The 15,402-nt window shown below is 58.6% G+C and carries 13 protein-coding genes and 2 pseudogenes; 1 reads left to right on the top strand and 14 read right to left on the bottom strand.

Annotated elements, in window-relative coordinates:
* Positions 1 to 117: 117 nt before the first annotated feature.
* On the bottom strand, positions 118 to 2,433 hold the full coding sequence (locus ACGJAX_RS13195; RefSeq protein ID WP_390959332.1) for a N,N-dimethylformamidase beta subunit family domain-containing protein: 2,316 nt from the start codon (positions 2,431 to 2,433) through the stop codon (positions 118 to 120).
* Between the two features lie 863 nt (positions 2,434 to 3,296).
* Between ACGJAX_RS13195 and ACGJAX_RS13190 the strand changes: the two genes are divergently transcribed.
* Positions 3,297 to 4,265, top strand: a complete 969-nt coding sequence (locus ACGJAX_RS13190) for a helix-turn-helix domain-containing protein (protein ID WP_390959330.1) — start codon at positions 3,297 to 3,299, stop codon at positions 4,263 to 4,265.
* Between the two features lie 210 nt (positions 4,266 to 4,475).
* Here the strand turns inward: ACGJAX_RS13190 and ACGJAX_RS13185 are convergent, their stop codons facing one another.
* From ACGJAX_RS13185 to ACGJAX_RS13125, 13 genes and pseudogenes are all read right to left on the bottom strand, one after another.
* Positions 4,476 to 5,270, bottom strand: a complete 795-nt coding sequence (locus tag ACGJAX_RS13185; RefSeq protein WP_390959328.1) for a DNA adenine methylase — start codon at positions 5,268 to 5,270, stop codon at positions 4,476 to 4,478.
* A gap of 150 nt (positions 5,271 to 5,420) precedes the next feature.
* Entirely contained in the window at positions 5,421 to 5,963 is a 543-nt protein-coding gene (locus ACGJAX_RS13180; protein ID WP_390959326.1) for a lysis protein, read from the bottom strand.
* Positions 5,945 to 6,508, bottom strand: a complete 564-nt coding sequence (locus ACGJAX_RS13175; protein WP_390959324.1) for a glycoside hydrolase family 19 protein — start codon at positions 6,506 to 6,508, stop codon at positions 5,945 to 5,947. Before ACGJAX_RS13175 ends, ACGJAX_RS13180 begins: the two co-directional genes overlap by 19 nt.
* A gap of 49 nt (positions 6,509 to 6,557) precedes the next feature.
* The gene (locus tag ACGJAX_RS13170; RefSeq protein ID WP_390959322.1) at positions 6,558 to 7,607 is read right to left on the bottom strand and encodes a contractile injection system protein, VgrG/Pvc8 family; all 1,050 of its coding nucleotides are present in this window, start codon (positions 7,605 to 7,607) and stop codon (positions 6,558 to 6,560) included.
* Between the two features lie 84 nt (positions 7,608 to 7,691).
* The gene (locus ACGJAX_RS13165; RefSeq protein WP_390959320.1) at positions 7,692 to 7,898 is read right to left on the bottom strand and encodes a tail protein X; all 207 of its coding nucleotides are present in this window, start codon (positions 7,896 to 7,898) and stop codon (positions 7,692 to 7,694) included.
* Positions 7,873 to 8,718 carry a phage tail protein gene (locus tag ACGJAX_RS13160; RefSeq protein ID WP_390959318.1) on the bottom strand — a complete coding sequence of 282 codons (846 nt, stop codon included), beginning with the start codon at positions 8,716 to 8,718 and terminating at the stop codon, positions 7,873 to 7,875. Before ACGJAX_RS13160 ends, ACGJAX_RS13165 begins: the two co-directional genes overlap by 26 nt.
* A gap of 9 nt (positions 8,719 to 8,727) precedes the next feature.
* Complete coding sequence (locus ACGJAX_RS13155) at positions 8,728 to 11,598, bottom strand: phage tail tape measure protein (protein WP_390959317.1); 2,871 nt, start codon at positions 11,596 to 11,598, stop codon at positions 8,728 to 8,730.
* A 150-nt stretch (positions 11,599 to 11,748) separates the two neighbouring features.
* Positions 11,749 to 11,934, bottom strand: a pseudogene (locus ACGJAX_RS13150) (phage tail assembly protein); the annotation flags it as partial.
* Between the two features lie 123 nt (positions 11,935 to 12,057).
* A pseudogene (locus tag ACGJAX_RS13145) lies at positions 12,058 to 12,342 on the bottom strand (phage tail assembly protein); the annotation flags it as partial.
* Between the two features lie 20 nt (positions 12,343 to 12,362).
* Positions 12,363 to 12,866 (bottom strand): phage major tail tube protein, encoded by a 504-nt coding sequence (locus tag ACGJAX_RS13140; protein ID WP_390959315.1) that lies wholly within the window; start codon positions 12,864 to 12,866, stop codon positions 12,363 to 12,365.
* A 12-nt stretch (positions 12,867 to 12,878) separates the two neighbouring features.
* Complete coding sequence (locus ACGJAX_RS13135; protein WP_390959313.1) at positions 12,879 to 14,045, bottom strand: phage tail sheath subtilisin-like domain-containing protein; 1,167 nt, start codon at positions 14,043 to 14,045, stop codon at positions 12,879 to 12,881.
* A gap of 100 nt (positions 14,046 to 14,145) precedes the next feature.
* Positions 14,146 to 14,610, bottom strand: coding sequence for a hypothetical protein (locus ACGJAX_RS13130; RefSeq protein ID WP_390959312.1), 465 nt, complete (start codon positions 14,608 to 14,610; stop codon positions 14,146 to 14,148).
* A gap of 30 nt (positions 14,611 to 14,640) precedes the next feature.
* Entirely contained in the window at positions 14,641 to 15,399 is a 759-nt protein-coding gene (locus tag ACGJAX_RS13125; protein ID WP_390959310.1) for a hypothetical protein, read from the bottom strand.
* Between the last annotated feature and the right edge of the window lie 3 nt (positions 15,400 to 15,402).

Here is a 15,402-nt window from a genome sequence, read left to right as displayed (position 1 = left end):
CGCGCCCGTCCACCGGATAAAGCCACATGGCGTCGACGGAGCAACCGATCACGGCTGCCCCGTACGTCCTACTCTCCACCGCGGACAGGTACGACGCCTATGTAGCTGGACGGACGGTCAATTTGAGTCAACAACAACGTCCAATGACTCAGGATGAAGGAACCGCTTGAGCACGTTGCCGGTGAGACGAGCTACGTTATTGTTGTAACTGTTGTGGGATAGTGAGCCGGTGTACGCGATCGATCCCACGGAGAAGACACCTCCTCCTCCCGGCAACGAACACAAAACAATATCCGCGCGCACACGAGACTGCTCAGTGCCGCCAATGCCAGGAATTGACTCATAGACATCCTCGGCTGCAAGAAGGTAGGCATCCGACAGCGGCCCGGACGTCGCCAGTACGAGCGCACCCGGCGCAGATCCCAGCGATGGATCGTACCGGTCAACCTCCGCACCAGCAGCGCCACCACCCATGATCCCGAAGTCGCCAATATGTTCATCACGACCAATGCCTTCAAACGCAAATGCGGCGAGTGGATCGTAGCTGTCAGTCAGTCGCTGATAATACGTGCAACGGTCGAAGCCTTGCGCTGCGAATCCAACGCCTAACAGCCGCTGCGGAGGCATGCCTTTATTGCGCCACAGCCCGGCCATCTCTCCGGAGGTTTGGTGGCGACGATCGCCAAATGGGGATTCATGGGGGCGGGTCCCGGCATCGGACCTTCGCAGCTCCATGACATGCCGGTCTTCTGGATCAAATGAAACTGTAGCAAAGAAGCCGTTTCCTCCCAGATACATTAGACGTCCACCGCTTCCGGTAAACGACTCAATCGCATTGAGCTCGTTGCGCGTTACATACTCCGGATGACTGCCGGTAATCAAAACCTTGTAGTTTTTGAGCAGGTCAATTCCTTCGCGATCAAGGTCTTCATCAGTAAGCGCATCAAACTCACAACCGATTGTCTCAAGCCAATGAACGATGCACAGGTCAGCAGGAAGCCCCCACACTCCCTCTGCCTGGAACCAAGCGCGGTGCTTAGGATTAAGGGTCAAAATAGGTCGACGGGGGCTCCCAAAAACTACGCCAGAACCATCATTGTGAATCTCGTAGCAGGAGCGGCCAAACTCAGGATGATCTTGAAGTGTTAGATCCTGCTGGTCGATAATTGGTGTCCTGCTGACGATGATTTCCGCACCATTTGCCTCGAAGGCAATTCGGTCGTTGGCATACGCCAGGTAGGTTGCAGTGGAAAACAGCACGGCGACTTCGCGCTTTTGAGCTCCCGGTTTGACGAAAAACGGGATGTGCTGTTCGATGCCTTCGCCGAGTAACTTGACGGCGTATACCCCACTCGAGAGATCTTCCGGAACCTCGAACGTGAATGCGGTTGGCCATTGAGCATCAGTAATGTCATCGTCGTGAAAATGAATGGCGTCAAACTCATCCGGCGCCGTCCTGAAGTCATCACTCAACCCTTTGAATCGATGGCCGACCACTCCCCGTGTCGGAGTGTTGAAGCAGCGGCCATGCAAACCGTTCCCGGACTCGTCGACAACGTCTCTCAGCAATAGGCCGTCCGCGCGCAGACTCTTACCAAAATGCCAGGCTGCAATCTCGTCCGCAACCGAATCACCGAGGAAAGGACGCAAGATGCGTACCCCACCGATCTTTCCGTTGTACGCGGCGGTTGCTAGCCATCGACCGTCTTGATGACGCGCCAGTGCGCCTATCCTGAAGGGGGCATCGCTGTCTGAGCGTCCAGTGCCGAACGGAACCGTGAGTGACTCCCCGCACAATCCGCTCGCACTCGATGAAAGACGATTCATGACGTTATCGATCGGTGCTTGTTCTAGGCAGACAGAATCACAGTCGGATTTCATGGTAACGGTAATGCGATACCACTGATGTGCAATAAGTGGTGTTGGCAATGAAACTTTGCGTGTCTCGCCAGCTTCTCCCCATATGAACGTCGGCCGTCCTTCCTCCAACAGAATGGCGTAACCAGTAGCGGTGTCCATGGACCAGTTTCCAAGCACAGCCTGTGAACCCGAATCACCGTCGATCGAATTCTGTGTGACATCGTAGGCACCGAAGTTACCCGAGCGCGTGCCTTGCGGAAGTGTCGGATAGATATGAGCTTCGATCATCAAACCATCTGGGTATCGAAGTAGCCCCTTCGTGTCTTCGACCTCTACATACGAGCCCGGTTGGCACACATGTTGGTAGCCTTCATAGCTCCCCTCGAACGACGATTCGATTGGTGTCTCAAGAAAGCCGGGACCCGCCTCCCCTGTAAACCCGTGACGAAGTCGTACAAGCGAGGCGTCATACTTGGCGACTCCTTCGCAACTCACTTTGAAAGAAAGACTGTCTCCAGGCGACACGGAGAACCTATCGCTGTAGCCGAAAATTTGCTGGCTAAACTTTTTCATTCTCATTTCATCCGTTAAGCAACTGAGAATCCAGTTGACGTGACTTGGTATCCAGAAGGGCCCGGCATCGAAGCGAAAAAACGTGACGCAAGGCATCTTCGTAAGTCAGGAAAACACCTGGACTTCGAACGAAATTGCCTGGCTTTCCGATGACGATGTTTCCAACGCCCCAAGGCCCGTCGGAACCGAGTGAAATGATGATGGCTTTCCCGGTTATCGACGCACCGCCCAGTCCTCGTACTACTCTTCTTGTCTTGTCATCGTGAGGCCCGAGCGGCGACCGCTGGTATGAACCGACTACACCAGCGTCGCAGTCGGCGCGCAGACGCCCTATAAATCGGGACTGGAACAAAGTTGCCAATTCTGCTTCGCGTTCTGAGGAGGTACGCATGATCAAGTCCTCAGCGCAGTGATTATTGTTTTTTTCATATCGTTCTCTTGCTTGTCAGTCGATTGCGGAGATTTCCATCTCGCGCCTACATCGCGCAGCAGCGCTTCGGTCTGAAGGAGGTGCGCTGACCGTCCTACGCCGTTGGATACATACTCCAATGCATCAGCACGTCTGATCTTTCACATTAGGGAACGAAGATTTTCGCGAGCGCGCACGCTGCACAAACGTTCAGCGATTCACACCACTGCTCGCATAAAGGACATACACTGCAACAGCGCATGCATTTAGCATCCGCTCGTCGAAATCACTCCACTGGTCTGCCTAAAAGGGATACAGCAATCCACCTGTTAGTATTATAGGAACGCGCTCATGCTCCGCGCCGCCCCTACCCGGATCATGGTGTGATCGGTGCAGCAGCAATGGCATAGGTCTTGCTTAAAAGCTCAGTTCGGTGATTTTTTTAGGAGGGCGTGTGGATTCGTTACATTTGATTACCCGGTTTTCGACGGGTGAAATCCCCCCACAAAGGCGCCTTGCTGCCTGGCAGGATTACATGAGCGATGTTTACTACCCACTAGACATCGTTGCCTCCAACCCGGCTTCATTCTCTGGTGTCATTGAATCCACACAGATCGGCCAAGTCGGAATTACTCGATTTGCTGCGGATGCGCAAAGAGCCGTACGCCGCAAAGTGCATGGTGGACGCGATGATGCCGACTATTTCGCGCTTGTCATGCCAACAGTACAAACCGAACGCTTCGAGCATTTAGGCCGATTAGGAAATATTGCGCCGGGACAAGTCTCTATATTCAACTCCGCCGAAGCCTATCAGATGGATATTCCAAACGGCACGAGAAACGTAACAGTCAAAATTCCCGCGAAACTATTCAGGACAATGTGTCCAAAAATTGATGCGAGTTGCGGTCGCGTTGACGTCGCCAATTCGCGTTTCGTGCCACTACTGACGCAATTCGCGTTGCAAGCATTGGAAAACGCTTCATGCCTTTCTCCTGAACATGTCAGAAGCTTAGAGAGAGGATTACTCGAACTGACTTTTCTGATGATGGATGTACCTGAGACCGACGCAGCAGGTGATTCGCGATCTGTCATCGATCACTTCTTTCACCGTGTCATGGCATATATCGCGGCGAATTTCCACGATCCGAATCTAGCTCCTGAACAAGCATCTCAAGCGCATCGAGTTTCCACTCGTTATATCCACAAGGTTTTCCAAGCTCACGATACGACTTTCGGCCGCGAACTTCGAATCGCTCGACTCCGACATGCTCAAAAACTTCTCCGAGAAAATACGTTGCATAAGGGACGGAAAATTACCATTGCAGAAGTCGCTTACGATTGTGGCTTTTCCAGTCAGGCGCTATTTTCGGTCCGATTTAAAGAAGCATTTGGATATTCGCCACGAGAAGAAAAACTTCTCTAGGTTCATTCACCTCTTGCCAACTATCAGCTATCGGCCATTGGGCAATGTTTCTGTGACTGATACAAGAACAATGGCAGTCAATCCATAAATTTGACCATGACACGCAATACATTACCAACAGGAAAGCCATTTCACTCAATCCGTTGTCATTAGAATCGAAAGGCCTGCAAGTTGGCTCTTCATGTTCGCAGAGCCTTTCAACCTCAGATATTAAAAAAGACTGCCTAAAGCGGTAGGTTCCCAGTTCATAATCACTAACTCACTACTGATCTCGGCCTTACCCTGCCGTTGATTACTATTGCAGTAACGAATATCTAGCGTCTCAAAGTGAAAGCCCTCGAACACGCGGCGAATATCCGGATGGTCGTTGATACTGACCATCACCTTGCCTTTACAGCGGCGCATGAAGTCGGCCATGCGCTCATAGTTCTCGAATGGAAAGTCCACGCCATAGCCGGCGGTCTGCCAGTAAGGTGGATCCATATAATGAAAGGTATGCGCGCGATCATAGCGCTCAGCGCATTCAAGCCAGGGGAGGTTTTCGACGTAGGTGCCGGACAATCGCTGCCACGCGGCCGATAGGTTTTCTTCGATCCGTAGCAGGTTGATGGCCGGGCCAGTGGTCGCGGTACCGAAGGTCTGTCCTGTGACCTTGCCAGCGAAGGCATGGTGCTGAAGGTAGAAAAATCGGGCGGCGCGCTGAATGTCGGTGAGGGTTTCAGGGCGAGTCATCTTCTGCCACTCGAACACCTGGCGCGAGCTGAGCGCCCATTTGAACTGGCGCACGAACTCTTCAAGGTGGTTTTGCACGACACGGTACAGCGTGACCAAGTCGCCGTTGATGTCGTTGAGGACCTCCACAGGCGCGGCCTGGGGACGCATGAAGTAGAGCGCGGCACCGCCGGCAAAGACTTCGACATAGCATTCGTGAGGCGGAAAAAGCGGGATGAGACGGTCGGCCAGGCGGCGTTTGCCGCCCATCCAAGGGATGATGGGTGTGGACATTGAGAGCAAGACCTTTACTGTATGGATGAACAGGTGCTAGGCTCGCCGCGCTTTGTGCACGGAGCAAGAGCCTTGGCTGGACTTGCAGGGACGTTCTGCAGGAACGGCGGCCGGGTGGGATGTTGACGCATCTACCCCGGCCGCTCTTTTTCACTTCGGTGTTGAGACTTCTTTGGCGTAGGCCTGACAGGCCGCCAAGGCGATCAGTCCTTGGTCGCCGGCATCGGTGATGCCGATAATTCGTTGAGCATGCGCTGGGTCAAGTTGGGCTCTTGTGGGACCATGAACCACGCTGCCGGTGGCGGTGGTGGCTGACATTGCGCGGCCGCTGGCTGAATCGGTGGCGTCGAGTAGGACTGACAGGCGCAGATCAGCAGTGGCAAGGCGGTCGCGCAGGCGACCTTGATCACGTTGGGCATCGCTCAGAGCTCGGTAGTGGGTTTGTTCACTGGTGGAAAGCCGTTGCTCCAGGGCAAGACGTTTGTCTTGTTCGGCACGCTGTTGCGCGGCCGAGGCCAAGGCCAGTTGATTAAGCGTGTCGGTGTGCAGTCGGGCTTGATCGGCAAGTTGTCGGCCGTAGCGCCAGTCCTGGACCTGCCAGGCCAACGCTGCAGCACCACCCGCGATGGTGACCAACAGTCCACCGATAACGATCATTCGATACGGCGCGGGGATCAAGTCGACGAGACGCATAAAACTGCCCTCGCCCGCTCCCACAGCTGCAGTCGATCCGCCAGGCCATTCAGGCCGCCATTGATCTTGCGCGTAATCACCTCGAACTCGTCCCGATCGGCTAACGCGCTCAGCTCGCGCACCCACCAGAACCATGCCGCCGACTCGGCCGCCCATTGGGGCTGCTCAAGCAGTTCCGGCGTGCGCAGCAAGCGCTCGTCATTGAACAGCGCCAGGCTGCAGCGCAGGTAGTTGCTGTGACCGGTGATTTGGATCAAGCCGCGACCGCGATAGCGCTGGCCATCACCATCCGCCTCTGGGGTGTTACCCAACTTCACCGCCAGATTGCCGGTGTCGTATTTGGCCAGGTACTGCTCGCTGCCCAGTTCACGCACGTACTGCAGTTGACCGGACTCGTGGCCGACCTGCGCGAGAAACGCCGCCTGGCGTTTTGGCGTGTTGATTTGCCGACGGGCCATGGCCACGTTTAAGGCGGAAACAAAAACGCCCGCTTGGCGGCGGGCGTTCGGCATGATGCGTTGTAGCTGTTGTTCAGTTAACGGCATTCGCATAACTCCTTTAATTGACTGGCAGTGACACTCCGGCGGGCGCGGCTTATTGATTCAGCTGAACCACCTTCAGGTCCTTCGGTTGTTTTTTCTTCTTGCCCTTGGCCTTCGCTTTGCCCTGCTTGCCGCCGTTGCACTCCACTGTGGTCGACCAGCCAGACTGGGTGTAAACCTGTTCGACCGAATCGGTCAGGTACTCACCATCGAGCCCATCCTTGAAGCCTTGGGCATTGATCGAGCGCTCGGCAAAGATGTCCGTGCGCCCGGGCATCTCCAGACGTACGCCGGCACCGGAGCGATTGAACGCTGCCAACCGAGCCTTGGCCGCCGCCTCAGCAGCGGTTTTATTGGGATAGATATGCCGGTCGGTGTGTACCGCCGGTAGGCCATCGGGCACGTCGTTGTTGTCCAGGGAGACCACGACCAGCTTCCCGTTCTTCTTGTCCTGATGTTTGGTCGCCACGGCCTTGTGCGCATTGCGATCCCCCAGACGAAATTGCCAACGACTCACGTCGCGGCGCGTCAGGGTGATTGCACCGAAGGCCTTGCCGCCTGCGCTCTGCCCGCCTTGTCGCGGCATCACCAACAGCTTGGCCTCGGCCACCTTGGCTGTGCAGTCGTACTGCTTAGCCAGGCGAGTGAGGAAGTTAAAATCGGACTCACTGAGCTGGTCCGCCCGGACCACCTTGGTGTCCACCGGGCACACCGGCTGCCAGCTGTTGCGCGCCGCAATGTCGGTCACGATGGTCGACAGCGGCACGTTCTCCCAACTGCCGCTGCGGATGGTCTTGCCCGTGCCGCGCATGTCACTGGCCTTGCCCTTGATCACCAGCGTATCGGGCGGTCCGGAGACCTCGATCTCGTCCACCGTGTAACGCCCCATACGGGCCAGTGACGTTTCGGCATAACCGAGATAGACCTCGATGGCACTGCCGCGCGACGGCAGGGTTACCTGACCATCGCGGTCATCGATGCGCAATTCGAACTCGTCGGATTCCATCCCGGGCTTGTCCAGGGTGCGCAGTTGAATCAGCCGATCATTGATCAACGCCGTGATATCGGCGCCATTGGCAACGATGCGAAAATTAGGCGTCATGGATTTTGCTCAAAAAAAACCCGCACAACAAGGCGGGTAAGAAAGTAAGGAGCTTGAGTAATCAAGCGGTTCGAGTGTAGACCATCAATCCCATAGCGTGATCTGTTCCTGTGCCGGCGTTGCCAGATCCGGTAGCGCGATCACCACACCCGCCCGATAGGGCTGCGCCTCATCAGCCAACCCCTGATTGGCATTCAGCACCGCCTCAACGGTGCCGCTCAAGTGGCCATAGTAGTTATGGCAGATGGTGTCCAGCAGATCCCCGTCAGACGTTCTGCATGTCGTCGCCATAGCGCACAAACTCCAGAGTGAACCCTTGTTTACGCGGAATACCGCCGTGCATCAGCGCGCCCTGCTCTTCCGTGATGGTCTTCAGGCACCAGGTGCCCATGACATCGCCATAGCCCGTGGTCAGGGTTAACGGCTTCAATTGCGCGCCCATGCTGCGCAAGATGTCGAGCTGCTTGAGCCCGCCCTTGAAGCCGGGATAGATCGTGCCTTTCAGGCTTATTTTTTCTTCGCCGATGCCGACCGCCTGCTGCGCCGGCCGACGCGACAGGCGTTCTTGCGAGGCCCAGCGAAATTCGGTGGAGCGCGTGAGCTCGTCGAAGGCGGCTGTATCCAGGTTGAAGTAGTACGGTTGGGCCTTGGGATCTTGCGGCTGCAGGATCAGCAGGTGCGGGAACGGCTTCACGGCCTCCGGTGCCGGCGTGCCATCGATGGCAAACGCGCTGGTCGGCACGATATTGGCCAGTGACGGATTGAACTTGCCGGCAATCGAATTGATCGCCGTCGATGCCTTGCCCGCCTGCTCCTTTAATGTCCCCATGCGCTCCTGCACCTCGGCGGCGGCACGTGTCGCCCGGCCGTAGGTGGCTACCACCTGGCCGACCTTGGCCTGTGCCGCATTGACCCCGCGCATCACCCGTTGCAGCTTGGCGCCTATCGCGGGCCCCACGAACGGGATGTTTTCCAGCTCGGACGCCGCACCGGTGATTTCGCGGATCGCCCCGTTGACCGGGCCGAGCATGCCATCCGCACTGCGACGTCCGGTCTCCCCCGCTTCAACCAGATACTTCAGGCCGGCCTGTAGCTGTTCCATGTAGGCCATGGGTGCTCCTTACAAGTGGGGTTCATCGAACAGTTGGTTGGATGCACTCTGTTTCGCGGCATCGGCCATCATCCGCTGCATGTGCGGCATCAGGTCCTGCGCCAGTCGTTGTGGATCTTTGACATCCCCCTGCACCGTCACTGGCATGTTCAAGGAGTACTTAAACTGCTGATCCACTTTGGTCGACGCTGGCTTCTGCAGCTCCTTGGGCTGGATCACCACCGCCGCGGGCTTGGCCGACGGTGGTACCGCTAATGCGCGCGCGACATCACCCAAGGCTGGGCCGGGTGGTGCGGCGGGACCTGCCATCAGCAATGCGCCAGGCTCGTTCGCCCCGTTGAAGGAACGCTCCATACTGGCCAGACTTGGCACCACCGGCCCCGGCCGAGGCGCCATCAGCAAAGGCGTTACCGCAGTTGCTGGCTTTTGCTCTTCGCTGCCGAACCATGACTTGCCCGCAACACCGCCCAAGGCGGTCCCGCCCAGGCTGCCGAGGTACGCGCCGACCATGCCGCCAATGGCGGTACCGATGATGGGGACCACCGAACCGATGGCCGCCCCGGCGGCGGCGCCGGCCATGGTGCCCGCCAGCGAACCCGCTGCTGCGCCGTAACCTTCGGCCTTTTCGTCCTGGGTCGTGGCGTTCTGGTAGGTCTCGAACGCCATGCCGCCGGCTTCTATCAACGAGCCGCCCGGAATCACTTTGCCCAGCTTGCCGACCTTCCCCACCGTTTCCGCCACGATCCCCAGCTTGGCCAACACTCCGCCGGTTGCAGATACGGATGCGGCTGGACGCGGCGCTGGAACAGCCGGCCTTGGCGCGGGAACCGCCGGACGTAACGGGCCTCCCGGGCGTGGCGGCACGGCAGAACGACGCCGCCGAGAGGAATTACGGGCGGTCCCACGACCACGGCGCCGACGCTCGACAGGTCCACCTCCACCGCCCATGGCGGCAGCGTTGACCACAAACACTTTCCTGACGGTGCCGTCCTCCAAACCGGCTTGTACATCGCCATCGCCAGCAGCTTCTTTGGCCAGCGACACCACCTTGAGACCGGTCGACACCAAATCGAAACCGCCGGCTTTCTTGCCCTCCTGTCCGTCAGCCGCATCGCCACCGTCAGACGCGCCCTTGACCGCTGCCACCGCCTTCAGTCCAGTCTCGACCAACGACAAGGCCTTACCCGCCTTGCTCTTGAGCTCTGCCCCCGGGACGACACGATCACCTTCCAGCGAGTTGGTGATGAAGACTTTCTGCACCTCGTCGAACTTGCCTTTGCCCAATGTCCCGCGCGCCAGGTTGAACAAGCCCTTGCCGATCTTGTACGAGCTGAACAACGTTTTCAGCGCCAGGAATCCACCGCCCACTGCCGCGATACCGGTGACCACCCCGGGCGAACTATCCGATAGCGCAGTAATGCCTTTGGTGACCTTGGTCAGTCCCTCGGCCACGGAATCGGTCACCGGCCGCAAGGCATCACCGACACTGCGCAGGGCATCATCCATCGACTGCGCCATTTCCGCCCACTTCTGCGACGAGGCTTCCCGCCGCTCGGCGAGGTTTTTGTCGAGGATGCCCGACGCCTCGCGCGAGTCGTTTTTCAGTTGGCTGTACAGCGCCTTATTCTGCAGGTAGGCCGAGAGCGCGGCCTTGACCTGCATGTCAGCGAACAGGTCGCCGGTACGCAGGGCCTCTTCGAGCGACGCCATCATCGCCTTGGCCTTTTCTGGATCCGCCTCCTGGCTGATTTTCGCCGTGGCTTCGGCCATCTGCGCGGCACGCTTCGGGTCGGTGGCCTGGATGTACTTCTGCGCCAAGGCCATGCTCGATTCCAGGGTCGACAGTCCGTTCTGCAAACCAGTCTGCATCGAGCCCTTGTAGTCGATGCCGGCTTTTTTGTAAGCCTCCACCGTGTCCGTTGAACCGATCTTGCCCATCCAGTTTTTCAGGTTGTTCGCCGCCTCATCGGCGCCGCCGGCAGTTTTCATCTGCACCTGGAGCATGGCGCCCAGCTGCGTCACCGCGTCCATGCCGGTGATGTTCAAATTGCCCATGTTCGACAACAGCTCGGGGAACCAACGCGCCATGTCGACCGCTTCAAAACTGCCGGCCTGGCCCTGAAAGGCAATCGCCTCCAGTGCCTGCTGCATCTGTTTGGCGTCGGTGATCTTGGCGTTCTGCCCGAGGGCATTAATCATCTTCGCCGTGTCAGCACCGTCGGAACCCTGGCCCACGGCAAACTTGGCCGCGACCGGCGCATACTCCAGCGCCTTGGCCAGATCCATGCCGGCGCCGACCAGTTGGTTCAACACGTCGGCAACGTCATTGCGCGCCATGCCGGTGTCACGCGATGTATCGATGATCGTCTGCGACATCTGTTTTTCTTTTGGATCGTTGGCAATGCCGGCCTTGATCGCAATGTCGCGGACGATGGCCCCGAAGTCGGCACTGACCTTGGTCGCAATACCCACCGTCGCCACACCGGCCACGGCCTGACCTACCGTGCTTTTCATCCCCGCCTTGCCGGCATCGATCTGCTGGTAACCCTTGGCCTTGAACTCGGCTTTGCTCGCCGCCTGACCAAGGGATCGGTAGGCCTTGTCCAGTCGGCCGACTTCGATACCCTGTTTTTTCAGGCTGTCGAGGTTGGAATTCAAACGACCCAGCAGCTTCGACGCGCCAGCGGCGCCGCTGTCGTGGGCCTTTTTCCACTCATCGCGCAGGCGAATGGTGTCGCCAATCGTGCGTTGCAGCACGCGCGCCTTGTTGCCCTCTGCTTCCAGGCGCTTGATGCGCCCCGTCACCTCATTGAACGCGGCGCCGACCGTAGGACTGACGGCACCACCGATCACCAACCCGAGGGAGAGTTTGTTCGCCATGTCATGGCTCCCCTGTACAGAGCATTACCGGAAGCGGCTCAATCCGTGAGCCACCACACCATTTCGAAAAACGGCATCGACTGAATCTCGGAGGCGGAAAACCCGGTGTCAGCCGCGAGACGTTTCGCCACCATTTTCATGACACCCGGATCAAACCCCGTCGTCTTGCTCCAGGCGAAAATAGCCGGCCTGCAGGCGGTTGTAGTCCACCACCTTCAGGCCCTCCAGATCGGTGATCGCGGCGCCGGCCAGGTCCGCGAACAAAACCAGTTCGCGCTGTTCGTCGTCGCCGCCTGCGGCACGATCAGCCGCTCGTACTTCGCGCACCGTGGGTGAACGCAGGGTCAGTTTGTCGACCTGCACGCCGTTGATTTCGCTGGGACGCGACAGACTGACCAGCGCGTTTTCAGCAGTAATCGACAACCACGTGGGGAGTGATTTCGAATAATCCACGTGCGGTACCAGGTGCGAATAGGCGGCCTGCAGGCGGCGATAGTCCACCACCTTCAGGCCTTCCAGGTCCTTGATGCCCGCCTCGGCCAGACTGGCGAACAACTGCAGCTCGCGCTGCTCATCATCGTCGCCGGCCGCCCGGTCAGCGGCGCGGACTTCACGCACCAAAGGCGCCCGTAGCTTCAAGGAGTCCACCTTCACGCCGTTGACTTCGCTGGGGCGCGTGAGTGTGACGACGGCGTCATCGGCGTTGAGCAACAGCCAGGCCGGCAGCTTTACAGCGGTTTGCATGGTCATCCGGATCTATTCCTTTAGAGGCCGAGCGCGGAGCGCACTTCGGCGAGCTGGTCTTTGCCATCGATCACCTGAACACCGGCGATCATGTCGATCTCGTACATCACCCGACCGTCGATTTCGAGCTTGTAGTAGACCGGCGCAACGGCATGTTTGATTTCCGCCGGATCACCGGCTTTCCAGTCACCGAGGTCCACCTCTTTAAGCAGCCCGCGCAAGGTCGCCACCACAGCGGTGACAGTGCCCTTGTGTCCACGGAAAGCGCCCCGGAACGACGCGTTGAACGCCGAGCCATCGGCCAGGCCGAAGTGCTTGAGCGACTCACGACGCACGCCCTTGGTGACAAACGACGCTTCCATTTTTTCCAGACCCTGGTCCATTTCGATGGCACCGGCCATGCCACCGCCCCGGTACTCGTCGGTTTTAGTCGTCAGTTTGGGCAGGGTCAGGCTCGGTACGTCGCCGGCAAAGTTGACCCCGTCGACGAACAGGTTGGTGTTGTACAAAGTTTGAGGAATCATCCTGCATGCTCCTTAAGCGTCGAGGACTTCGGTCAGCCACTGGTTGGTGACTTCGATCAGGAAGTTCGGGTTTTCTGCCGGCGGCACGTCGGTGAAGCGAATGCGCCAATACACCTTGCCCTGCTCGATCTGGCTGGCGGTGTTGAGCTCGGTGTCCGGGAACACTTCAAAATTGATGATCGCCCCGGCGTTTTTCTGATCGCGCATGAACGCATCCAGGCCTTCGGTCACTTCCTTGACATAGGTCTTGGTGATCGAGCGGTCGACCGCCCACTTATGGCCCGCCTGGATCGCATCCATGAGGATGTCGCAGGTCCGCACGCGGGTGACGAACGCCCATTTCGCGTCGCTGGAGCAGGTCCGGTTGCCCCACAGGCGATACCCGCCATCACGGATGATCGTGGCGATGTTCGCGCCATTGAGCAGGTTGGCCCGACAGGTTTCGTCGCCGTCCAGGTACTCGATCGGGCGCGTGGTACCGGTGATGCCGACAAACTCCTTGTTCGACGGCGAGGCCCAGTAACCGTAGTTCGCGTCGGTCCAGGCAAAAAGCCCTGCGACCCAAGCCGAACCCGGCGCGTCGACCGTGGCACTGAGCACGGTATCCCAGTACTGGACGCCCGGATCGACCAGGTACACCCGCTTGCTGCCGAAGTTTTTGGCGTAGGCCATCACCGCCTCGTCGGTGGTGTTCGGGCCATCGACGATGGCCATGGCGCGCAGCTTTCCCGCCAGGCCATCCATGGCCGTAGCCACGGCCTGGGTCGCCGAATGCTTCGGAGCAATCAACAGTTTCGGCTGGGCGTTGTGCTTGCTCTTGCCGTCGAGCAAGGCCTGCAGGCCCGTACGCTGACCCGAGGCCAAGACGCCGCCGATGATGGCCGAGGTTTGCAGCGCTGCATCTTCGAGTTTGGGCACGCCGACCGCAACGATCACCGCCTTGGCGCGGACATAGATCGCTTGAGCCGCCCGGGTAATTGCCGAGTCAGCACCGAACGCGGCAATGGCTTCGCGCTCAGAGGTGAGCAATACCAGGTCACCCGCTTTGGCGGTGCCGCCGCCGAGGATGCCCGGGGTGAAGGTGTCGCACAGACCAATGATCGACGACGACGGCAAGGCAATGGTCCGCGCACCGGTGTCGACTAACGTCGTCGTAACGCCGTGAAAAAATCCACTCATGTAGCATTCTCCGGAAAGCAAAAGACCGCGCCCGGCGCGGTCTTTTGCACAAACAAAAACGCCCCGACAGTCGGGGCGCTCAAGGCGTTTGATTCAGGGTTTAGGCAGCGTTGCCAACCCCGACGATGCTTTCGCGGATGTCCGCAATCGCGGTGTCAGCCAGCGCCTCGGCGGCGTCGTGACTGGTCGCCTTGAGCACCCGTTGTTTGCCCTTCAGACGAGCCGCACGAATGGCATACAGCGCCGTTTGCCAGGCCTCGGCCTCGGCGATGATGCTGTCGGCCGCCGCTTTGGGCTCCAGTTCGGCTGCGTCGGCCCAGGCCTGCACTGAGGGCGGCATGTCGCCGGTGTAACCACCAGCGGCAAAGGCCTCGGCCTCGACAGCGGCGCGCTCGTACTCCAGGGCGCGCAGTGAGTCGCCCAGCACGGCGATGCGCGCCGCGTCGGCCGCATCGTCGATTTGCTGCGCCGCGACGATCAGCGCCGCCGCCAGTGGCAGGCCGGAAAAATCAAAGCCGGCGTAGGACTGGCCCAGGTAGACCACGTTCAGGTTCTTGGTTTGCATGTCTTTACCCTTGTAAGTGAACCCAGCGTCTTACAGCGCGCTGATGTTGCTCATGACGTTAGAGGTGTCTTTCGGCAAGGTGCCGCTGGCAATACCGCCGATAAACTTGCCGCCAAAGCCACTTGGGAACGTGGAGTTGATCGCCGTCAGGGAGATAGAGGCCACCGTCGCACCGATCAGCGAGCCAATAAAATCGGGTGCCATGGTGACTGCAATACTGGACAAGGCCACGCCCAGGAATGGCGGCACGTTGCCGGTGCCGTTGGTCCGCACGAATCCCGTACTGCGGTTAACCGTCGGAACCGGTGCAACGCCAACGATAGTCGGCAGCACAAGGTTGCAGTTTCGAAACTCGATATTGCTGCCTTGGGTTACGAGCTGAAAACCACCCATGACAGTGCTTTGGGTGACGCCGTCGCTACCGAGGACTTGGTAATACTTCGGGTACAGGTTGCGAACCACACCATTACCCACCACAACCAGATTCGCGGTGTTTTGAGTGATCACCTCGTTAAAGGTGTAATCAGACAGCAGTTGCACCGTCGCCACGCCAAAGGCTGGCGTCGATGCCAGCGCCTTGCCAATCGTCTTGAATGGTGCCGCCATCGACGTGCCGCTGTTAGTGTCCAGTCCGTTGACTTGGTCGACGTACCAAGTGCGCAGCGTTTCCGGGGCCGCCGCGATAGCAGCGGCCACAGCAGCATCAATGCTGGCTTTCTTGGCGTTGAAGTAAGCAATGAGGTTTTTAGCCTCGGTAGTCAGATCAGCAATTGAGGATTCGAGACTCATTCG

This window comes from Pseudomonas moorei (assembly GCF_042846945.1).
Lineage (GTDB): Bacteria > Pseudomonadota > Gammaproteobacteria > Pseudomonadales > Pseudomonadaceae > Aquipseudomonas > Aquipseudomonas moorei.
Note: the sequence above shows the minus strand (reverse complement) of the source record. Positions and strands in the feature narration are given on the sequence as shown.

Excerpts from the sequence above, each read along its gene's own strand:
- ACGJAX_RS13195 (WP_390959332.1), bottom strand. The coding sequence starts at position 2,433 with ATGAAAAAGTTTAGCCAGCAAATTTTCGGCTACAGCGATAGGTTCTCC.
- ACGJAX_RS13185 (WP_390959328.1), bottom strand. The coding sequence starts at position 5,270 with ATGTCCACACCCATCATCCCTTGGATGGGCGGCAAACGCCGCCTGGCC.
- ACGJAX_RS13180 (WP_390959326.1), bottom strand. The coding sequence starts at position 5,963 with ATGCGTCTCGTCGACTTGATCCCCGCGCCGTATCGAATGATCGTTATC.
- ACGJAX_RS13175 (WP_390959324.1), bottom strand. The coding sequence starts at position 6,508 with ATGCCGTTAACTGAACAACAGCTACAACGCATCATGCCGAACGCCCGC.
- ACGJAX_RS13170 (WP_390959322.1), bottom strand. The coding sequence starts at position 7,607 with ATGACGCCTAATTTTCGCATCGTTGCCAATGGCGCCGATATCACGGCG.
- ACGJAX_RS13165 (WP_390959320.1), bottom strand. The coding sequence starts at position 7,898 with ATGGCGACGACATGCAGAACGTCTGACGGGGATCTGCTGGACACCATC.
- ACGJAX_RS13160 (WP_390959318.1), bottom strand. The coding sequence starts at position 8,718 with ATGGCCTACATGGAACAGCTACAGGCCGGCCTGAAGTATCTGGTTGAA.
- ACGJAX_RS13155 (WP_390959317.1), bottom strand. The coding sequence starts at position 11,598 with ATGGCGAACAAACTCTCCCTCGGGTTGGTGATCGGTGGTGCCGTCAGT.
- ACGJAX_RS13140 (WP_390959315.1), bottom strand. The coding sequence starts at position 12,866 with ATGATTCCTCAAACTTTGTACAACACCAACCTGTTCGTCGACGGGGTC.
- ACGJAX_RS13135 (WP_390959313.1), bottom strand. The coding sequence starts at position 14,045 with ATGAGTGGATTTTTTCACGGCGTTACGACGACGTTAGTCGACACCGGT.
- ACGJAX_RS13130 (WP_390959312.1), bottom strand. The coding sequence starts at position 14,610 with ATGCAAACCAAGAACCTGAACGTGGTCTACCTGGGCCAGTCCTACGCC.
- ACGJAX_RS13125 (WP_390959310.1), bottom strand. The coding sequence starts at position 15,399 with ATGAGTCTCGAATCCTCAATTGCTGATCTGACTACCGAGGCTAAAAAC.